Genomic DNA, 17949 nt, shown 5'->3' on the forward strand with positions numbered 1-17949 from the left:
TTCATCCGTTGAGACGAAACGTCATCGGTTCAGTTCTCTGCCGTCTGGCGGAGTCGCCATGAGGCAAGCAGACGGTTGCGAGCGGCCAACCGCGGTATCAGCCGCATTGTCAGCAGCATGGCGCACAGCGCGAAGGTGGTGCTGACGAGCGCCAGATGCTCAAATCCCAGAATTTTTCCCTGTGCCGATGTACTCAAATAACCCGCCGATGCAATGCTGGCGATCCCGGATGCCACGTTGGCTGCGGTTCCCTGATATGACATAAATGCCGCCCGCTGATGGGGGAAGGGAATACCTGCGGTAATCGCCAGCGTGCTGCTGGAACGAGCCGCGCTCAACGCCATGAACAAGGTAAAAATCAAATACAGCGAAAAGGAAAAAGGCAGCACAAAACCGCCGATAATCACCCCCGTCAGCAGCAGCGTGGTGGTAACAATCGTCTGATAGGCATAACCCCGGTCAATCAGATGCCCGCATAACTGAATGGACGCCATGCTCCCCAACCCGCCGCATAGATAGAGCAGGGAAATGTCATCCCGTGGGAAAGCGAGGTTGAACTGGAAATAGTTGGAAAAGTGGGGAATGAGCAGGAAATGCCCGAACATTTGCAGTGATATAGCAGCCAGTCCCATCCAAAACAGTGGTGAAGGCAGGCGGGCTTTCAGTACGTTCGATTCTGGGCGCTGCTTCTGCGGAGCATCCCGGCCGCACACGATTGCCGGCATTGATGGGAATCGCCAGACAACCAGCAGTGCGGTCAATAACCCGCTGATCCCCAGGATATAAAAAGGCGCCTGCCAGTTGATGTGGTGAGCCAGTTCCAACGACAGAGGCATGATGACAATCGCCGCCAGTGAAAAACTCATGCCGACATAAGCCAGCCGTTTGCCGCGTTCCTTGACGGGCACAATATCGACCACGGCCGCCATGAGAACGCCGGCGGCCGGTCCCGCGATGCAGCCGGCCAGAATGAATATCAGCAGCAACTGCGTTTGATTGGTCGCCAGCACGCAAGCAATTGTCAGACCGAAGCGTAATGTCAGCAGCAGCGCCAGCGCATATTTACGGTTGAATTGGTCCAGATAAGGGGCGGCGAGAAAGCCGACGATGGCGGACGCAAAGGTTGCGCCGCCGCTGATGTAGCCGATATTTTTGGCATCCATCCCCAGTTCCCGAACGAAGTCAGGTCCCAGAGGCATAACCATCATCAGGCTGCCGATGGAGAGCATATTGATTAGCAGCGCCAGATGCACAACGAGATTGAGGTGCCGGCGGGAGGCGCCCATGCTTTCTTCCATAGCAAGCTCACATTCAGAAATGGTTGGAAAAATATTCGCGCAGTTTAGTGCGGCTTAAAAACATTGACAACAAATGATAAGCATTTTTATTATCATTTGTAATGTCTATTTTATGTTCAATACATTCCTGATGTTAATTGTTTTTCCGTATGGAAAAGAGAGGTTAAATTTGATTTAAATCAATTTATCTACCTCTTTAATCAGGATTAATTGGTATGCATGGATAAAGATTGACCGCGAGAAAAAGTTCATTATAATTTAACTCTAAAATGTGCGAATAACAATTATTATGATAATAATTATTATTCAACATATAAGCGAAGGAGTTGTTTTGTGGACACATTGATCATAGAAACAGACACGTTTAGCGGCCTTTCCTATGCAGAACAGTCCACATTTTTGTATGCGTCGGAGCATCGAAGTTTGTTGGCTTCCGGTTTCTTTGAGCGCCTCTCTTCTCCCGTCAGCGGAGAGGAGGATCAGGAAAAGCGATTGCATTCGACGTTGGCACAGGCTTTTGAACGGGCGCGCAGCGCAGGACAGACATTACCTGTTGTAGTGGGGGCGATCCCCTTTGATACCCGCCGGCCTTCCTGCCTCTATATCCCTGAGCATTACCGGGTCACCACGAAGTCGAACTTGATGAGTCAAGCGCGGCGACAGGAGAATGCGCCATCACGCGTCGTGGGGATCAAAAGCGTGCCCGATGAAGCGCAGTTCAAGGCTGCGGTGGCGGAAGCGGTCGCGCACTTTCAGGCCGGCAAGTTGAGCAAAGCGGTACTGTCCCGCATTCTGGATATCGAACTGGCTGAGCCGATAAACGCCCATAAAATTATGAATAATCTTATGGTGCAGAATCCCGGCGGTTACCATTTTTCTCTGCCGCTGCCTGATGGTTCGATATTGCTGGGCGCCAGCCCGGAACTGCTGCTGCGCAAACAGGGCAAGATGATATATTCCAACCCGCTGGCGGGTTCGGCCTGTCGGATGAATGATCCGCATCTGGATCACCTGAACAGCCAGCAATTGCTGCGTTCGAGCAAAGACCGGCATGAGCATCGACTGGTGGTTGATGATATCCGCCAGCGCCTGATGCCGCTGTGCTTGGCCTTGACCATTCCCGACGCACCCTCGCTGATGAGTACGGCATCAATGTGGCATCTTTCGACCGCCATCAACGGCGAACTGGCCCGGCCGGATATGACGGCGCTCCAGGTTGCCTGTCAGCTTCATCCCACGCCGGCGCTGTGCGGTTTCCCCACCGAAGAGGCGCGGCGGCTTATCGCCGATCTTGAACCGCATGAACGCGGTGTGTTCAGCGGTATTGTCGGCTGGTGCGACGCCAATGGCGATGGCGAATGGGCGATCGTTATCCGTTGTGGAACGATTCGCCGGCAGCATGTTCGCTTGTTTGCGGGGGCGGGCATTGTTGCCGCGTCGGTGCCTGAAGAAGAGTGGGGAGAAACGGCGGCGAAGTTAAATACCATGTTGAATGCCTTTGGGCTGAATTCAGGCGTGAACGCGTTATGAGCATAGAATTTACCCGTTGGCCAGACGATCTGGCGCAGCGCTATCGGAAAAAGGGCTATTGGATTGGGCTACCGTTGACCGATGTACTGCAAAGACACGCCATGACGCGGCCTGACGCCATTGCGCTTATATGCGGCGAGCGTCATTGGAGCTATCGGCAACTGGACGAGCAATCGTCAGCGTTAGCCGCGCATCTGACGCAGGCGGGCATCCGACGCGGCGATACCGCGCTGGTGCAGTTGCCCAATGTGGCGGAGTTCTATCTGTCGTTTTTCGCCCTGCTGAAAATGGGTGTGGTGCCGGTAAATGCGCTGTTCAGCCACAGTAAACTGGAACTGCTTTCCTATGCGGCGCAAATCTCGCCGCGTCTGCTGATTGCCTCGGCCCAGCATCCCTTGTTCGGTTCGGCGGCGTTTCTCGATCAGCTACAAACGCAGACACCCGGCCTGACCACCGTCGTGATGGAGGGGGAGAGTCAGCTTGGAAACGCCCTGGGGTTGTGGTTGCAGCCACCCGACAAGCCGCAGCAATTTCAACCTTCGGCGGCCGACGAGGTGGCGTTTTTCCAGCTTTCCGGCGGCAGCACCGGTACGCCTAAACTGATCCCCCGTACCCATGATGATTACTACTACAGCGTACGTCTTAGTGCTGAAATTTGTCAGCTGACGCCGCGGACCCGCTATTTGTGCGCACTCCCCGCGCCGCACAATTTCCCGCTGAGCTCACCGGGCGCGCTGGGCGTGTTTTATGCCGGCGGTCGCGTTGTAATGGCCACCGATCCCGGCGCGATGACTTGCTTCCCGTTGATCGAACGTCATCAAATTGATATCACGTCGCTGGTGCCGCCCGCCGCGGCACTGTGGCTACAGGCGGCCGGGCAGTTTGGCGAGGCGCTGCGCAGTCTGAAAGTGCTTCAGGTCGGCGGCGCCAAGCTGAGCGAGAGCATCGCAAGGCGTATTCCTCTGGCGCTGGGCTGCCGTTTGCAACAGGTGCTGGGCATGGCGGAAGGGTTGCTCAATTACACCCGTCTGGATGACGACGACGAGCACATTTTTACCACTCAGGGCCGGCCAATGAGCCCGGACGATGAAGTTCGGATCGTCGATAAGCAGGGAAATGCGGTGGCGCCGGGAGAAGCCGGCCTGATGCTGACCCGCGGCCCTTATACCATCCGCGGCTATTATCGTAGCCCGGAACACAACGCCAGCGCCTTTGATCGCGACGGTTTTTACCATTCGGGCGATGTGGTGCGGATGACGCATGACGGCTACCTGAAAGTGGTCGGGCGTGAAAAAGATCAGATTAATCGCGGTGGCGAGAAAATTGCCGCCGAGGAGATCGAAAACCTGCTGCTCAAACATGAGGGCATTATCCATGCCGCGTTGGTTTCCATGCCCGATCCGGTCATGGGCGAAAAAAGCTGTGCTTTTCTGGTCGTCAGCGATCCCTCTCTGAAAGCCGTGGGTTTGAGAAAATATCTGCGCAGTCAGGGTATTGCTGAATTCAAACTCCCGGATCGCTTCGAGATGATCGACCTCCTGCCCGTTACCCCCGTCGGCAAAATCGATAAAAAACATCTCCGTTTGCGCATCCAGAATCAACTTAGCATCCACGACGAATAAGGACTTTGTTATGGCAATCCCTCCAATCGTTTCTTATCCCATGCCCCAGACGCACGATTTTCCCGCCGGTAAGGTCGCCTGGGCTTTTGACCCGTCACGTGCCGTGCTGCTGATTCATGATATGCAGGATTACTTTGTGAATTTTTATGGCGCTGACAGTCCGCTTGTTCGTCAGTTGATTGAGAACATCGCCGCGCTGCGGACGTATTGTCAACGGCATGAGATTCCGGTGGTCTATAGCGTCCAGCCGAAAAAACAAAGTCCGGCCGATCGCGCGCTGCTGAACGACATATGGGGTGCCGGACTAAATGCCTGCCCGGAGCAACAGGGGGTCGTCAGCGCCCTGGCGCCGGATGAACATGACACCGTACTGGTGAAATGGCGCTACAGTGCGTTCCATCGCTCGCCGCTGGAGTCGATGATGAAAGAAATGGATAAAGATCAGCTTGTTATCTGCGGGGTGTATGGTCATATCGGCTGCATGATCACGGCGACGGACGCCTTCATGCGTGACATCAAGGCTTTTGTGGTGGGCGATGCCATTGCCGATTTCTCCGCGCAGGATCATCTCATGGCGTTGAAGTACGTGGCGACGCGCGCCGGACGCGTGGTGAGTACCGCAGACCTGATCGGCGCGGCAGAAAAATCGGCGCCGTTAACCAGGGCCGCGCTGAAAGCGCATCTGCTGACGCTGATTGATGAAGACGCCGATCGGTTCGACGACAATGAAAACCTGATCGACTATGGGTTGGATTCGGTGCGGATGATGGCGTTGCTCACTGAATGGCGTCACCAGGGGATCGCGCTGAGTTTCGTCGACCTGGCCCGCAATCCGACTCTGAATGGCTGGTGGGCGCAAATTGAAAAACAGCAGGGGAGCCACGCATGATGAAACCGTTAAGTGTCACTCAGCGGGGATTGTGGCTGGGCCATGTCCTGAATGATGACAAATCGACCTTCAATACGGCGGAGTGCATCGCATTCAGCGGTAAAGTGGACCTGGCGTCGATGCTGACGGCCATTCGCCAGGCGGTCATGGAATGCGAATGCCTGTATTGCCAGTTTGTGGAGAAGCCGGGCCAGCGTTCGGGGCCACCCGAGGTCGGATTCATTGCATCGCGGCTTCCCGTGCCGATAAGCGTCTTACCGATTAAGGAACTGTTGCCGGCCGCATATGAGGATGAAGAGCGCACCCTGCGGCAGTGGGCGCGTGAGGAAATCGCGCAGCCGCTGGATCTGATCAAGGGTCTGCCCTGCCGTTTCGCGTTGCTGCGCGGGGAAAAAAACGATTTTCTGTATAGCTGCGTCCATCACATCGCGCTGGATGGTTTCGGCACCACCCTGCTGTTTCAGCGTATCGCGCAGATCTACACGGATCTGACGGCAGGCGCGCCCGTGGCCGAGGCGGAATTCGGGGCGTTCAGCGAGGTGTTGGCTGAAGAACAATGGCGTGAACAAACGGGTCAGAACCAACAGGCGCGGGATTACTGGCTGGAAACGCTGAGTTCCCGGCCCGAACCGGTCAGCTTTAGCGATAAAAAAGCGCCAATCACCGCCCGTTTTTTGCGGCAGAGCGGCGATATGCCAACCGATATCTGGCAGCGGCTCAATACGCTGTGCGAAGGCAACAAAATCAACTGGCCGGACTTATTTCTGGCTGCGCTGGCGACGCATCTGAAGCTGGTTTCCGCCTGCGACAGCCTGACGTTCGGCATGATGGTGATGAACCGCATCGGTTCGGCTTCGCTGACGGTGCCCTCCATGCAAATGAATATTGTCCCGCTCTGCATCCAGGTGGCGGATCGGGATGATCTTATCTCCGTCGCACGGCAGGTGGCGCGAACCAAACGCACGTTGCGCCGCCATCAGCACTATCGTTACGAACATTTGCGCCGCGATTTGAACCGCGTGGGCGGTGAACAGCGTCTGTTTGGGCCGCTGATTAATATTATGCCGTTCGACCATCCGCTGAATTATGGGGCGCTCTCCTCCCGTACGCTAAACCTCAGCGCGGGGCCGGTCGAAGATTTGACCATTGAGATCCATTTCAAGCCGGACGGCACGCCGGTATTGGATTTTGACGCCAACCCTGGCTGTTACAGCGCGGAACAACTGGCCGAACTGCAACAAACGCTGTTTGCGCTGCTGCGCCGCTGGCTGGCTGAGCCCTGGCAAACCAGCGCACAACTTTTACAGCAGTGGCTGAGTGAACAGCGTGAACAGGCGTTGATCGCCGGTTATGAACCTGAATGTGCGATCACATCCGTATTGACGGCGATTGACGCACAGGCGCGGCACTCCCCGGACAACATCGCCCTGTCGCAACGCAATCGGCACTACAGCTATCAGCAGGTGGTTGAACAGAGCGTTCAGATGGCGGCGGCGCTGCGCAAACTGGGGGTGCGGCCTGGCGAGCCGGTCGGGGTGATGATGAACCGTTGCCCGCAAACGCTTTTCTGCCTGTTGGCGGTGATGCGCTGCGGGGCGGTTTATGTGCCGCTTGATCCCGAACAGCCGCATGCGCGTCAGCAACACATTATTCAGATTGCCGAACTGCATCACATCATTACCCAAGCGGATTATCAGCATCGGCTGGCGGCGCTCTTTTCCGGCAACATCATACTGGCGGGCCACCTTCAGTCGATGGAAACGGCCCCGGCGGACCGGCAAGCCATTGATGAGCAAACCCTTCCTGAACAGACCGCTTACGTGATGTTTACCTCCGGCTCTACCGGAGCGCCGAAGGGCGTGGCGATCGGTCGTCGGGCGCTGGATCATTTTGTGGCGGCGGCCCGGCAGCGTTACGGCGTGACGGAGAACGATCGCGTTTTGCAGTTTGCGCCGTTCAACTTCGACGCCAGCATTGAGGAGATCTTTGTCACGCTGACCAGCGGCGCGACGTTGATCTTGCGCACCGACGACATGCTGGCGTCGATCCCGACCTTTGTGGAGCAGATCGAAAATAGCCGTATCACGCTGCTCGATCTGCCAACGGCGTTTTGGAACGAGTGGGTCGTGGGGATGAAATCCGGCGCGCTGATCATGCCGTCCGCACTGCGCGCCGTCATCATCGGCGGCGAGGCGATTTATCCCGAACAACTGGCGCAGTGGCAGCGCCACGCGCCGGACACGCTGCGTTTAATCAACACCTATGGCCCTACCGAAACCACGGTTGTCGCCACCAGTTGCGATTTGCAAATGCAGCCGGGCAATGTGGCGCAGCTTCCCATTGGCCTGCCGCTGGCCGGCGTTGGGGCGCTGGTTTTGACGGCGGGCGATCGTCCGGCGCAGGAGGGAGAGCTGGTGCTGCTGGGGCCGACGCTGGCTGACGGTTACATCGGCCTTGAGCATGGCGCCTTCAGCATGCTGGATGTGGGAGCCCGGCGCTTACCGGTTTATCGCACCGGCGATCGCGTTTGTCTGAAGCAGGGACAGTTGGTCTATCTGGGACGCATGGACAACGAGTTCAAGGTCAGCGGTTACCGGATTCAGCCGGGCGAGGTGGAAGCCCATCTGCTGACCATGGCGAAGGTGGATGAAGCCTGCGTTCAGGGGGTGGTTTATCCCCATGGCGTGCGCCGTCTGGTGGCGTTTGTCGCTACCGCTGATGGAACGATTGAACCGCGCGAAGTGAAGCAATATCTGGGCAAGGTCTTGCCCGCGGCGATGATCCCAACCGATTACCGCGCTTTTCCGCAACTGCCGAAGACCAGCGCCAACAAAGTGGATCGCAAACGTCTGCTGGCGGAATATCAGGATGCCGCGTCCACGCAGGCATTAGCCAGCGAAACCGAAAACCGCGTCAGCGCCATCTGGCGACAGATCCTCGGCGTGTCGGTTATCCAGTCAGAGGATAACTTTTTTGAACTGGGCGGGCAGTCGTTGCAGACCATTCAGATCGTTAACCGTCTGACGGTGGAGTTCGACATCAGCATCAAGGTATCCGATGTGTTCGATCATCCGAGGCTCAGTGATTTCTGTCGTTATCTGGACAACAGGCTGTTGCAGGATGAAAGCAGCGTCGAAATGGTGTGGTAGGGCGAGCGGACATGATGAGTTCCCCGCAGTTGCAGCTTGATTTCAGCGGTCAATGCGTCTGGGTGACCGGCGCCGCCCGCGGCATTGGCGAACAGATTGCCCGTCATTTTGTCGTGCTTGGCGCTCAGGTTATCGGTTTCGACCGTGAATTCCACCGTCAGGATTATCCCTTTGCCTGCGTCACGCTGGATATCAGCCAGCCCGAGCGGGTTGCGGCGGTTTGCCGACAGCAACTGGCGCAGTCGGCGGCGCTTGATGTTCTGGTCAATGCGGCGGGGATTTTGCGGCTGGGAGAGATTGACGCGCTAAGCGTGGAGGACTGGCATCAATGTATCAACGTCAATGCGTCCGGCGCGTTTTACCTGCTGCACGCGCTGCTTCCGCATTTCAAACGGCAGCGCCGCGGCGCGATTGTCTGCGTAGGATCGAATGCGGCCCATGTTCCCCGGATGCAAATGGCGGCGTATTGCGCATCGAAGGCGGCGTTGACCAGCCTGACGTACTGTGCCGGGCTGGAACTGGCGCCGTTCGGCGTGCGCTGTAATCTGGTTTCGCCGGGGTCGACGGACACGCCCATGCAGCGCGGCATGTGGCAAAGCGAGGACGCGGAACAGCGCACCATCGAAGGCTTTCCCCGCCAGTACAAACTGGGTATCCCGTTGGGCAAGATTGCCCGGCCGGAAGAGGTTGCCAATACCGTGGTTTTTCTGGCTTCCGATTTGGCCAGCCATATCACCATGCAGGATCTGGTGGTGGATGGCGGCGCGACCCTAACGGCCTGATTTGCTTAAGGGAGTGACAAATGATGAAAGATATCGTAACGCTGTTGAAGCAGTTGGAACGGCAAGGGATCAGGCTGGCGCTGAATGCGCAGGGGCAACTGGTTTCACAATCCAGCAAAGAGGCTGTCACGGCGGAAATCGGCCGGCTTATCAAAGAAAACAAGAAGGCGATTGTCCGTTGTTTAACCGCTCAGCAGGCGTTTGAACGCCCGATTGCGCCGCTGGGAAAAACGCGGGGACCGCTCTCTTCATCGCAAAGCGGCCTGTGGTTTATCGAACAATACCAAGCGCGTTCTCATCTCTACAATATGCCGGTCTATTTTCGGCTGACCGGTCAACTCGATGTGGCGGCGTTGGCGTTTGCCTTTGATGCGCTGGCGCAAAAACATGCCAGCCTGCGCACCCGTTTTATCGTCAACGAACAGGGCAAAGGCGAGCAGTGTATTGCCGCGCACCGCCCGTTTGTCATCGAACATGAGGATCTCTCCGCGCTGCCGGAAAGTCAGCGCGAGGCACAGTTGAAACAGCGGTTACGCGATGACATCGGCCGCCCGTTCGACCTCGCCGAGGGGGATTTGACCCGCGTGAAACTGATACGGATGAGCGAACAGGTGCATGTGCTGATGATTACGCAGCACCATATTATTTCCGACGGCTGGTCGGTGAAAAACCTGTTCGCGGACTTAAGACAGGCTTTTCTGGCCTATCAGAATCGCCAACCCTATCAGGCGACGCGGCCCCGGTTGAACTACATCGATTATGCCAGTTGGTTCAACTCTCCGGCATTTCTTGATTACCACAATGAGTTCAAGCCGTTTTGGGCAGCGCGGCTGGCGGGTATTCCCGAAGTGCACAGCCTGCCGCTGGACAAGCCCCGCCCCGCGCATCAAAACAGCGATGGCGAGGTGATTTCCTCCGCCATCAACAATGCGCTGTGGGATAAATTCAAACGCCTGTGTCAGCGTTATAACACCTCCAGCTTTATCGGGCTGCATGCGGTGTTTTCCCTGCTGCTGGCGCGGATCAGCGGCGAGAAGGACATTGTTATCGGTTCGCCGCTGGCCTACCGGGAACGGCCGGAAATTGAAGATGTGGTCGGGTTTTTTGTTAACACCATTGTGTTGCGCACCCAGCTACAGGATCAACAGACCTTTGTCGATTACCTGCAATATTGTCGCGAGCAGGATCTCTCGGCGTTTGATCATCAACTCTATCGTTTTGAAGCGTTGAGCGAGGCGATCGGTTCCGATCGCAGCACGGCGATCAACCCGATCTTCCAGATAATGCTGGTGTATCAGGCGAAAGTCGATTTTAACGACCTGATCCCAGGTTGCGGCGCCGTTGAGGAAACCTCTTCGGTACTGCCTGCAATCACGGATTTTTCGGTCAAAGCGACAGAGCTTATCGGCGAAGTTCGGCTTGATTGGCTGTTTGCCACCGCCTTGTTCGAGCGAGCGACCATTCAGGACTACGCCGATCGCTTTATTCGCCTGATTGAAGCGGTGGTGGAAAAACCTGACGCCGATATCTGGCATCTGCCGCTGATGGACGCGGACAGTTTTGCCGCCACGCTTGCCGAGACTCTGGCGCTGCCAGGCCGTTATCCCCAATCACTGACCTGCACCGATCTGATCGAACGGATGGCGCAACGCTATCCGCAGCACCAGGCGATTGCCTTTGACGGCGAACGGCAGTCGGTGTCTTTAACCTATGCCGAGTTGGATCGGCAGGCGAACCAGTTGGCCCACTGGCTGCATCGGCAGGGTATTGGCGAGCAGTCGCTGGCTGGCGTGCTGGCGAAGCGTGATCGGTATTTTGTCATTGCGCTGCTGGCGGTGTGGAAAGCCGGCGCCGCCTATGTTCCGCTGGACCCTGACTATCCGCCGGAGCGGTTGCGACACATTATGACGGATGCCGGTCTGTCGGTTATCCTCGGCGGCGATGCTAAACAACTGGCCGCCTGGCCTGCCGCGCGTCTCGTTGATATCTCAGCCCCGGCGTTGACCGAATCACTGCATTCTCTGCCGGGTGAGACGCCACCGGCGATACCCCGCCACGCTCAGCAACTGGCGCAGGTAATTTATACCTCAGGTTCGACCGGTCAACCGAAGGGCGTGATGATTGAGCAGGGTTCGCTGGTGAATCTGTTGGACGACCATCGCAAGCGCATCGGATTCAGTGCGAAAAGCACCATGTTTAACTGTATGTCGCTTTCGTTCGATGCCGGGAACATGACTGCGCTGCTGCCGTTAAGCAGCGGCGGCACGCTGGTGTTCGGCGATCCTAACGATCGGGCGATAATGCAGGCGGAGCAGGCGTCGGCAACGCATCTGATTCTGCCGACGGCGCTGATGTCGATTCTTGATCCGCGGCAGGTCGAGGGGATCAGGGTGATAGGCATAGGCGGCGAGGCTTGTCCGGACGGAGTGGTTGAAAACTGGGCCGACATCGTTGAATTGCACAACTTGTATGGCCCGACCGAATGCACGGTGGTCGCGCTCAGTACCCGCTTGCGTAAAGGACAGCCGGTGACGATTGGTCGGCCGATTGCCAATATGCAGGCATTGATTCTCGACGAAGCCGGTCAACTCTGTCCGGTCGGCGTGCCGGGCGAACTGTGTCTGGCCGGTCTTGGGCTGGCGCGTGGCTATCTCAACCAGCCGGAGGTGACCGCCGATCGCTTTGTGGAGATCGTACTCAATCAGCCTGTCTCGGGGATGCGCCAGGATGATCAACGGCTGAAAACGCCGCTCTCCCTGCGGGTTTACCGTACCGGCGACAAAGCCAGACGCTTGCATAATGGTAACTATGAATATTGCGGTCGTATCGATGAGCAAATCAAACTGCGCGGTTACCGTATTGAACCGGGCGAAATCGAATCCCAGTTGGCGCGGGTTTACCCTGGATTCAAGCAGGTGAAAGCGGTGGTCGCCAACATCGGCGGCAGCCAGGCGCTGACCGCCTATGCCACGCTGAAACCGGGGGCTGAGCGCCCGGACCCGGCGGCGGTCCTGATTGATGTGGCGAAACATTTGCCGGAATACATGGTGCCTTTCCGGCTGATAGTACTGGATGAGATGCCGTTGACGCCGAATGGCAAACTGGATAGCAAAAAACTGCCGACGGTGATTGAACATCAGACCGGCAGCGGCGAAGCCGAAAATCCGCGGGAAGCGGAGGTGCTGGCGATCTGGCGCAGCGTACTGAATAGGCCGCTGGGCGTCGAAGATGATTTCTTCCGGCTGGGGGGCGATTCCATCCTCAGTATTCAATTGACGACCCGCCTGCGCGATGCGGGTTATGCCTGTGCGGTGAAGGATGTCTTTGAGGCGAAAAGCGTGCGCCGTCTGTGTCGGGTATGGGATCAGCAGAAAACGGCGCCGACGCTTATCGCTGAACAGGGCGTACTGGAAGGCCGTTTTCCCTTGCTGCCCATTCAGCAGTGGTTCTTTGAGCAGCAACTGGCGCGGCAGGAATACTGGAATCAGGCTGCGGTCATTCAACTGCCTGCGCTGGATATCGCGCAACTGCCTCCGTTGCTACAGGCGCTGGCCGAACACCATGACGCGCTGCGCCTGCGCTGTGATGCTAACGGACAGGCGTATCAATCCAGACTGATGCTGCCGGTATTGCGCCAGTTGGATTACCGTGCGTTGGGCGATGAGGGGTTGCAACAGGCTTTCAGCGAATTGCAAAGCGGCATGGAGCCTGCCGCCGGGAAAACAATGGCTTATGCGCTGGTGCGTCATCATCCCCAGGCCGATTACGCGCTGTTTCTGGCCTTCCATCATCTGGTGATCGATGCGGTTTCCTGGCGGGTGATCGCTGACGATCTGGCTCGTCTGTTTCGTGGCGAAACGCTGCCTCGGAAAACGTCCAGCTACCGCCAATGGGGGGCGGCGCTACAAGCTTACGCCGCCGCGCATCACGATCAACTGGGTTACTGGCTGAAACAGAACCACGGGGATAACGGCGCGCTGCTGGCGGCGCGAGATCCCCAGGGGCGCGCCAGCGCGGTCGCTATGACGCTGGATGAAGACACCACCCGCCAACTGGTGAGCGAAGTGAACGGGGCATTCAACACCGAAGTCAACGATTTGCTGCTGTCGGCGTTGACCCGCACCCTGAGCGAGCTCGGCTGGGGGCGACAGTCGCGTATCATGCTGGAAGGACACGGCCGCGAAGCGATTGATCCACGCCTGGATGTCAGCCGTACGGTCGGCTGGTTCACCAGCGCCTATCCGGTCTGTCTGGCGGATCAGGCTGACTGGGCGGCACTGATCAAACATTGTAAGGAGCAATTGCGGCGGGTGCCGGACAAGGGCGTGGGGTTCAATCCGCTGCGCTATTATCATGCACAGGGTTCCCGCCTTACGCTGTCGCCCATCGTCTTCAATTATCTGGGATCGTCATCCGGCGGCGGCGCTGGGGAGTGGCATCCGCTGGATATCGCGCCCGGTTGTTGTGTCGCGCCGGACAACCAGCCTGCCGAACTCATCAGTATTCACGGCGGCGTCTCTGGCGGCCGGCTTACCTTGCGTCAGGTCGGCTGCCTGAACCCCCAGGATAGCGAACGGCTAATGGTCAGGTTGGCCGATAACCTGAAAATGCTTATCCTCGCCTGCCAGCGGCAGTTACGGCAGGGAACGGCCTTTACGCCCAGTGATTTCCCGGCGGTAACCCTCAATCAGCAACAGCTCGATCGGCTGGCGCAGCGCTATCAGATAGAGACACTGTTACCGCTTTCGTCGCTGCAACAATCGATGCTGTATCACCGTCTGCGCTGCCCGCAGGATGATGCCTATCATTTGCAAACGTCTGCCCGTTATATGCATGCGATGGATATCAACGCTTATCAGCGGGCCTGGCAGCGACAGGTACAGCGCTTCCCGGCGCTTCGCGCCGCGTTGGATGATTCGGTCGCGGGCGTGCAGGTCATTCAACAGCATGCTGAATTACCGTTCACCTACCGCGATCTGAGGCAGGAAACGCGTCCGCAAACGGTTATCGATCAGTATCGACAACATGATTTGAGCCACGGTTTTGATTTATCTTGTGCGCCTTTGTTGCGAATCGCTTGTTTCAGGATTGATGAACAAGAATATCAGGTGGTGTTTAGCTGTCATCATAGTGTGATTGATGGCTGGAGCGGCCCGCAACTGCTGGGAGCGGTGCATCGGGATTATGCGGCGTTGGTGAGTGGAGAACAGCCCGTCGTGCAGGTGGACCGCGCCTATGTGGATTATGCTTTGCATGCGGTACGGCATCAGCAGGATGTCGAGGCGTTCTGGCGGCAGCGGCAGCCGCTGCTCGGCAAACCCAACGATCTGGCCGTGCTGTTCGCCACGGCCGACACGCGCCCTGATTTCAGCCGGTCTGTGACGCAGACGCAGCCGCAGGTGAGCAGCATCAGTTTGGATGAAGTTCAGCAGGCGCGGCTTACGGCGTTTGCCCGTGAAATCGGCGTCACCAGCAGCATCATTGCGCAGTATGCCTGGCACCGGCTGGTGATCCGCGCCACGCGAGAGACGGTCAGCATTGTGGGTAATGTGTTGTCCGGGCGGGAAAGCCCGATCGCCGAGGTGGACAACAGCGTCGGTTTGTATATCAACAGCCTGCCGCTGGCGCTTAGCTGGCAAGAGCCTGTTTCACTGCGACAGCATCTGTTGCAGTTGCAGGGGGAACTGATGGCGATGAATCAGCATGCAACGCAGTCGTTGAGCACCCTGACCGCCGGACGTTCGCGTTTGTTTGACAGCCTGTTTGTCTATGAAAATTATCCGGGCGCGAAAGAGGGCGCGGCAGCGGGCAACCCGCAGTCGTTGCAGCCGCAGTTCGGACCAACCTATGAGAAAGTCGAACTGCCGCTGAATCTGGTGGTGCGAGAACAGGCGGGATGCATGTTGCTGCGTTTCGAGTTTGATGCCGATGTGCTGGACAGCGCTCAGGTTCGTCACGTACTGCAACGCTGGCATGACGAGGTGGTGAGCATTGTCAACAGCGAACCGCACCAGCCTGCGGAACTGACGGGGCGGCAGGCTGTCTTGCCTGAACAGCCGGTCGTTGAACGTGCGGCGGCCGCTCGCCACAGCCCGCCGGATAGCGCCTTTGACCGCCAGTTGGTTAAGGTATGGACGCAGACGCTGGGCGTTGCGGAAACGGGCGTCTGGGGGCAGACGCTGAGTGACGCGGGGGTGGACTCATTACGAAGGATGGCGCTGGCACGCGCATTGACCCAGCAATTGCAACAGCCGGTAACATTGGCGCAACTGCTGCAATATCCCTCTCCCTGTTTACTGAGCCAGCATCTGGCGCAGCACGCTGTGGTGGTCGATGAGGAAACCCCCACATGACGATGTGCGCCGATGAATTCAACCGGCAACGGGAGGATATCCAACAACCAACGGCGTTTGGACAGCGGACGGGCGCGGCCGATGGGACGCAGCGCTACGCCTGCGGGTTGTATCGGGCTTATCCGGTGTCGTTGCTGGCCGCTGCATGGAGTTGGCTGCTGTACAAATACAGTGGGGAAGAGCAGGTTGGCGCCATCTTACAGACGCGGGATGCGCCGCGGGAGATATCGCCGTTAATCGTAGATTTCCGGCAGCGTGAAATACCGGTCAGCCAATGGCTGTCGTCGGTTGGCAACGCCGCCGGGCGGCCTGTGTCGCAACGCGTTGACCCGGATTTGTTCAGTAGTCTGCTGACAGTGGGAAAAGTGCGGCCGCTGCCCGAAGTAACGCAGAAAATGGCGCTGGTGTTGGACGTGCAGGACGATCGGCTAACGCTGACGGCCACGAATGGGCAACTGGATATCCACCAGCTTTGGCGGATCGCACGCGATCTCGCTTCGCTGCTGGAAGGATTGACGACCGGGCGTTGGGAACGGTTAAAACAGATTAGGCTTAGCGCGCCAGTGGAGCCGTTGCCGGATGAGATATTCACCGCCCCGTTCAATGATGAACTGTTAAATCAACTGATGCGCCCATCCCGGCAGGAACAGATAGCCGTCCGATTTCAACGGCAAACGTTACGCTATCGGGAGTTGATGCAGCGTGTAGCCGGTATTCAGCGTTTTATGGATGAGAACGGAATTGAGGCGGGGCAGCGTGTGGGTCTGCATCTGAGCCGCCATCCCGATACCCTTGCCGCTATTCTCGCCTGTCTGTTTTCACAAGTGGCCTTCGTTCCGCTGGAGCCCGATTTCCCGGCCGAGCGTTTACAAGCCATCCAGCAGGAAGCGCAACTCGCCGCCGTGTTACAGGATGAAAAAACCGTTGATACGCTGACATTTTCCTGTCCGGGCTTGTTGCTTTCGGCCCTGCCGACGGGCAGAAACATTCGGCTGGTGCGCGAGCGCGGCCCTGAGACACCGGCGTACATGATGTTTACGTCGGGATCGACCGGCAAACCTAAAGGCGTGGTGATCGGCCAGCGGGCGCTGCAAACGTTTTTGCATGCCAGCGTATCAAGACTGGCGCTGAGCTCGAAGGTTCACTGGCTACTGGTCACCACGCTGGCGTTTGATATCTCCATGCTGGAGTTGCTTGCGCCGCTGTGGGTTGGCGGCGTTCTGCATCTGACGACGCATCAAGAGTATAAAGATCCGCAGGCGGTGTTGAGCTACCTGCAACAGCACCCGGAAATCAATCACATGCAGGCGACGCCTGCATTCTGGCGTATGTTGTTCAAGGCCGGTTGGCAAGGCAAACGGGATCTGGTGGCGCTGTGCGGCGGCGAAGCGCTGGATTTCAGTCTGGCGCAGCGCTTAAGCCAGCACAGTCAATCGCTGTGGAACTGTTATGGGCCTACAGAAGCGACCGTGTGGTCGCAAATGGCCCGGATAGACGAATTGGCGCTGGAAAACCAACATATTGTGCCGCTTGGACATACGCTGTTTGGTTATCGGCATCTGGTCGTCGATGCAGATTTGCACCCGCTCGGCGAAGGCATGGTCGGCGAACTGTGTATTCTGGGCGGCGCGCTGAGCAGCGGGTACTGGCTGCGTGACGACCTGACCGCCGATCGCTTTATTGTGCAGGCGGAATCGGGCCAGCGCATGTATCGCACCGGGGATAAGGTTCGTCTGCTTTCCGGCGATCGCTACCAGTATCTGGGACGATTCGACGATCAGGTAAAATTGCGAGGCTTTCGTATTGAACTGGGGGAAATCGAGGCGCAGCTAAAACGGGTTGAGCAGGTGCAGGATGCGGCGGTAAAACTGCAAGGGGAGGGCGATGAGGCGGTGCTGGTGGGTTATATCGAACTGAAACCGGGAACGGATGTTTCCAAGTTGATCCTGCGTAAACAACTGCATCGGTTCTTGCCCGCTTATATGGTGCCCGGTCGTCTGGTGATGCTGGATCGGTTGCCGAAAACCGGCAGCGGCAAAGTGGATCGTAAGCGGCTGGCCGACGTTTGATCGGCTGAGGGAACCCCCTGCGCAGAGGGATAATCCGCCTCTATCCCCGTCATACTTCAAGTTGCGTGTGCGTTGGCTTCCTTGCCCACCCCAATCATTTACTGATGTAAACGGCCTGGATCCGCTGTGTCGCTGCTTTGCTGCAATACAGAGGAATTAGGTTATATCTATTATTTTCTAAATATTTTGCTGTTTATAAAATAATTCGGTTTATAAAATATTCTTACGTCAATATTATCCCCTGAAAATTAATACCC

At 57.4% G+C, this 17949-nt stretch carries 8 protein-coding genes; 7 read left to right on the forward strand and 1 reads right to left on the reverse strand.

Translation table 11 applies throughout. The features are described 5' to 3' along the window. Positions 1-29 precede the first annotated feature (29 nt). On the reverse strand, positions 30-1298 hold the full coding sequence (locus EH207_RS01785) for an MFS transporter (protein ID WP_137712480.1): 1269 nt from the start codon (positions 1296-1298) through the stop codon (positions 30-32). A gap of 333 nt (positions 1299-1631) precedes the next feature. Between EH207_RS01785 and EH207_RS01790 the strand changes: the two genes are divergently transcribed. From EH207_RS01790 to EH207_RS01820, 7 genes are read left to right on the forward strand one after another with little or no spacing between them, the layout of a single operon-like run. After that, positions 1632-2828, forward strand: coding sequence for an isochorismate synthase (locus EH207_RS01790; protein WP_137712481.1), 1197 nt, complete (start codon positions 1632-1634; stop codon positions 2826-2828). After that, positions 2825-4450 carry a (2,3-dihydroxybenzoyl)adenylate synthase gene (locus EH207_RS01795; protein WP_137712482.1) on the forward strand — a complete coding sequence of 542 codons (1626 nt, stop codon included), beginning with the start codon at positions 2825-2827 and terminating at the stop codon, positions 4448-4450. The genes EH207_RS01790 and EH207_RS01795 overlap by 4 nt, the downstream gene beginning before the upstream one ends. A gap of 10 nt (positions 4451-4460) precedes the next feature. Beyond that, complete coding sequence (locus EH207_RS01800) at positions 4461-5339, forward strand: isochorismatase (RefSeq protein ID WP_137712483.1); 879 nt, start codon at positions 4461-4463, stop codon at positions 5337-5339. After that, positions 5336-8488: a non-ribosomal peptide synthetase gene (locus EH207_RS01805; RefSeq protein WP_175413618.1), complete on the forward strand. Its 3153-nt coding sequence runs from the start codon at positions 5336-5338 to the stop codon at positions 8486-8488. The genes EH207_RS01800 and EH207_RS01805 overlap by 4 nt, the downstream gene beginning before the upstream one ends. An 11-nt stretch (positions 8489-8499) precedes the next feature. Next, complete coding sequence (gene dhbA, locus EH207_RS01810; protein WP_137712484.1) at positions 8500-9270, forward strand: 2,3-dihydro-2,3-dihydroxybenzoate dehydrogenase; 771 nt, start codon at positions 8500-8502, stop codon at positions 9268-9270. Between the two features lie 20 nt (positions 9271-9290). Then, positions 9291-15623 carry a non-ribosomal peptide synthetase gene (locus tag EH207_RS01815; protein ID WP_246048923.1) on the forward strand — a complete coding sequence of 2111 codons (6333 nt, stop codon included), beginning with the start codon at positions 9291-9293 and terminating at the stop codon, positions 15621-15623. Next, complete coding sequence (locus EH207_RS01820; RefSeq protein WP_137712485.1) at positions 15620-17692, forward strand: amino acid adenylation domain-containing protein; 2073 nt, start codon at positions 15620-15622, stop codon at positions 17690-17692. The genes EH207_RS01815 and EH207_RS01820 overlap by 4 nt, the downstream gene beginning before the upstream one ends. Positions 17693-17949: the final 257 nt, after the last annotated feature.

Origin of the sequence: Brenneria rubrifaciens, from assembly GCF_005484945.1 — a bacterium.
GTDB classification, from domain to species: Bacteria; Pseudomonadota; Gammaproteobacteria; order Enterobacterales; family Enterobacteriaceae; genus Brenneria; species Brenneria rubrifaciens.

Coding starts and splice junctions, on each gene's coding strand:
- EH207_RS01815 (WP_246048923.1), top strand. CDS start 9,291: ATGATGAAAGATATCGTAACGCTGTTGAAGCAGTTGGAACGGCAAGGG.
- EH207_RS01785 (WP_137712480.1), bottom strand. CDS start 1,298: ATGGAAGAAAGCATGGGCGCCTCCCGCCGGCACCTCAATCTCGTTGTG.
- EH207_RS01800 (WP_137712483.1), top strand. CDS start 4,461: ATGGCAATCCCTCCAATCGTTTCTTATCCCATGCCCCAGACGCACGAT.
- EH207_RS01820 (WP_137712485.1), top strand. CDS start 15,620: ATGACGATGTGCGCCGATGAATTCAACCGGCAACGGGAGGATATCCAA.
- EH207_RS01795 (WP_137712482.1), top strand. CDS start 2,825: ATGAGCATAGAATTTACCCGTTGGCCAGACGATCTGGCGCAGCGCTAT.
- EH207_RS01805 (WP_175413618.1), top strand. CDS start 5,336: ATGATGAAACCGTTAAGTGTCACTCAGCGGGGATTGTGGCTGGGCCAT.
- dhbA (WP_137712484.1), top strand. CDS start 8,500: ATGATGAGTTCCCCGCAGTTGCAGCTTGATTTCAGCGGTCAATGCGTC.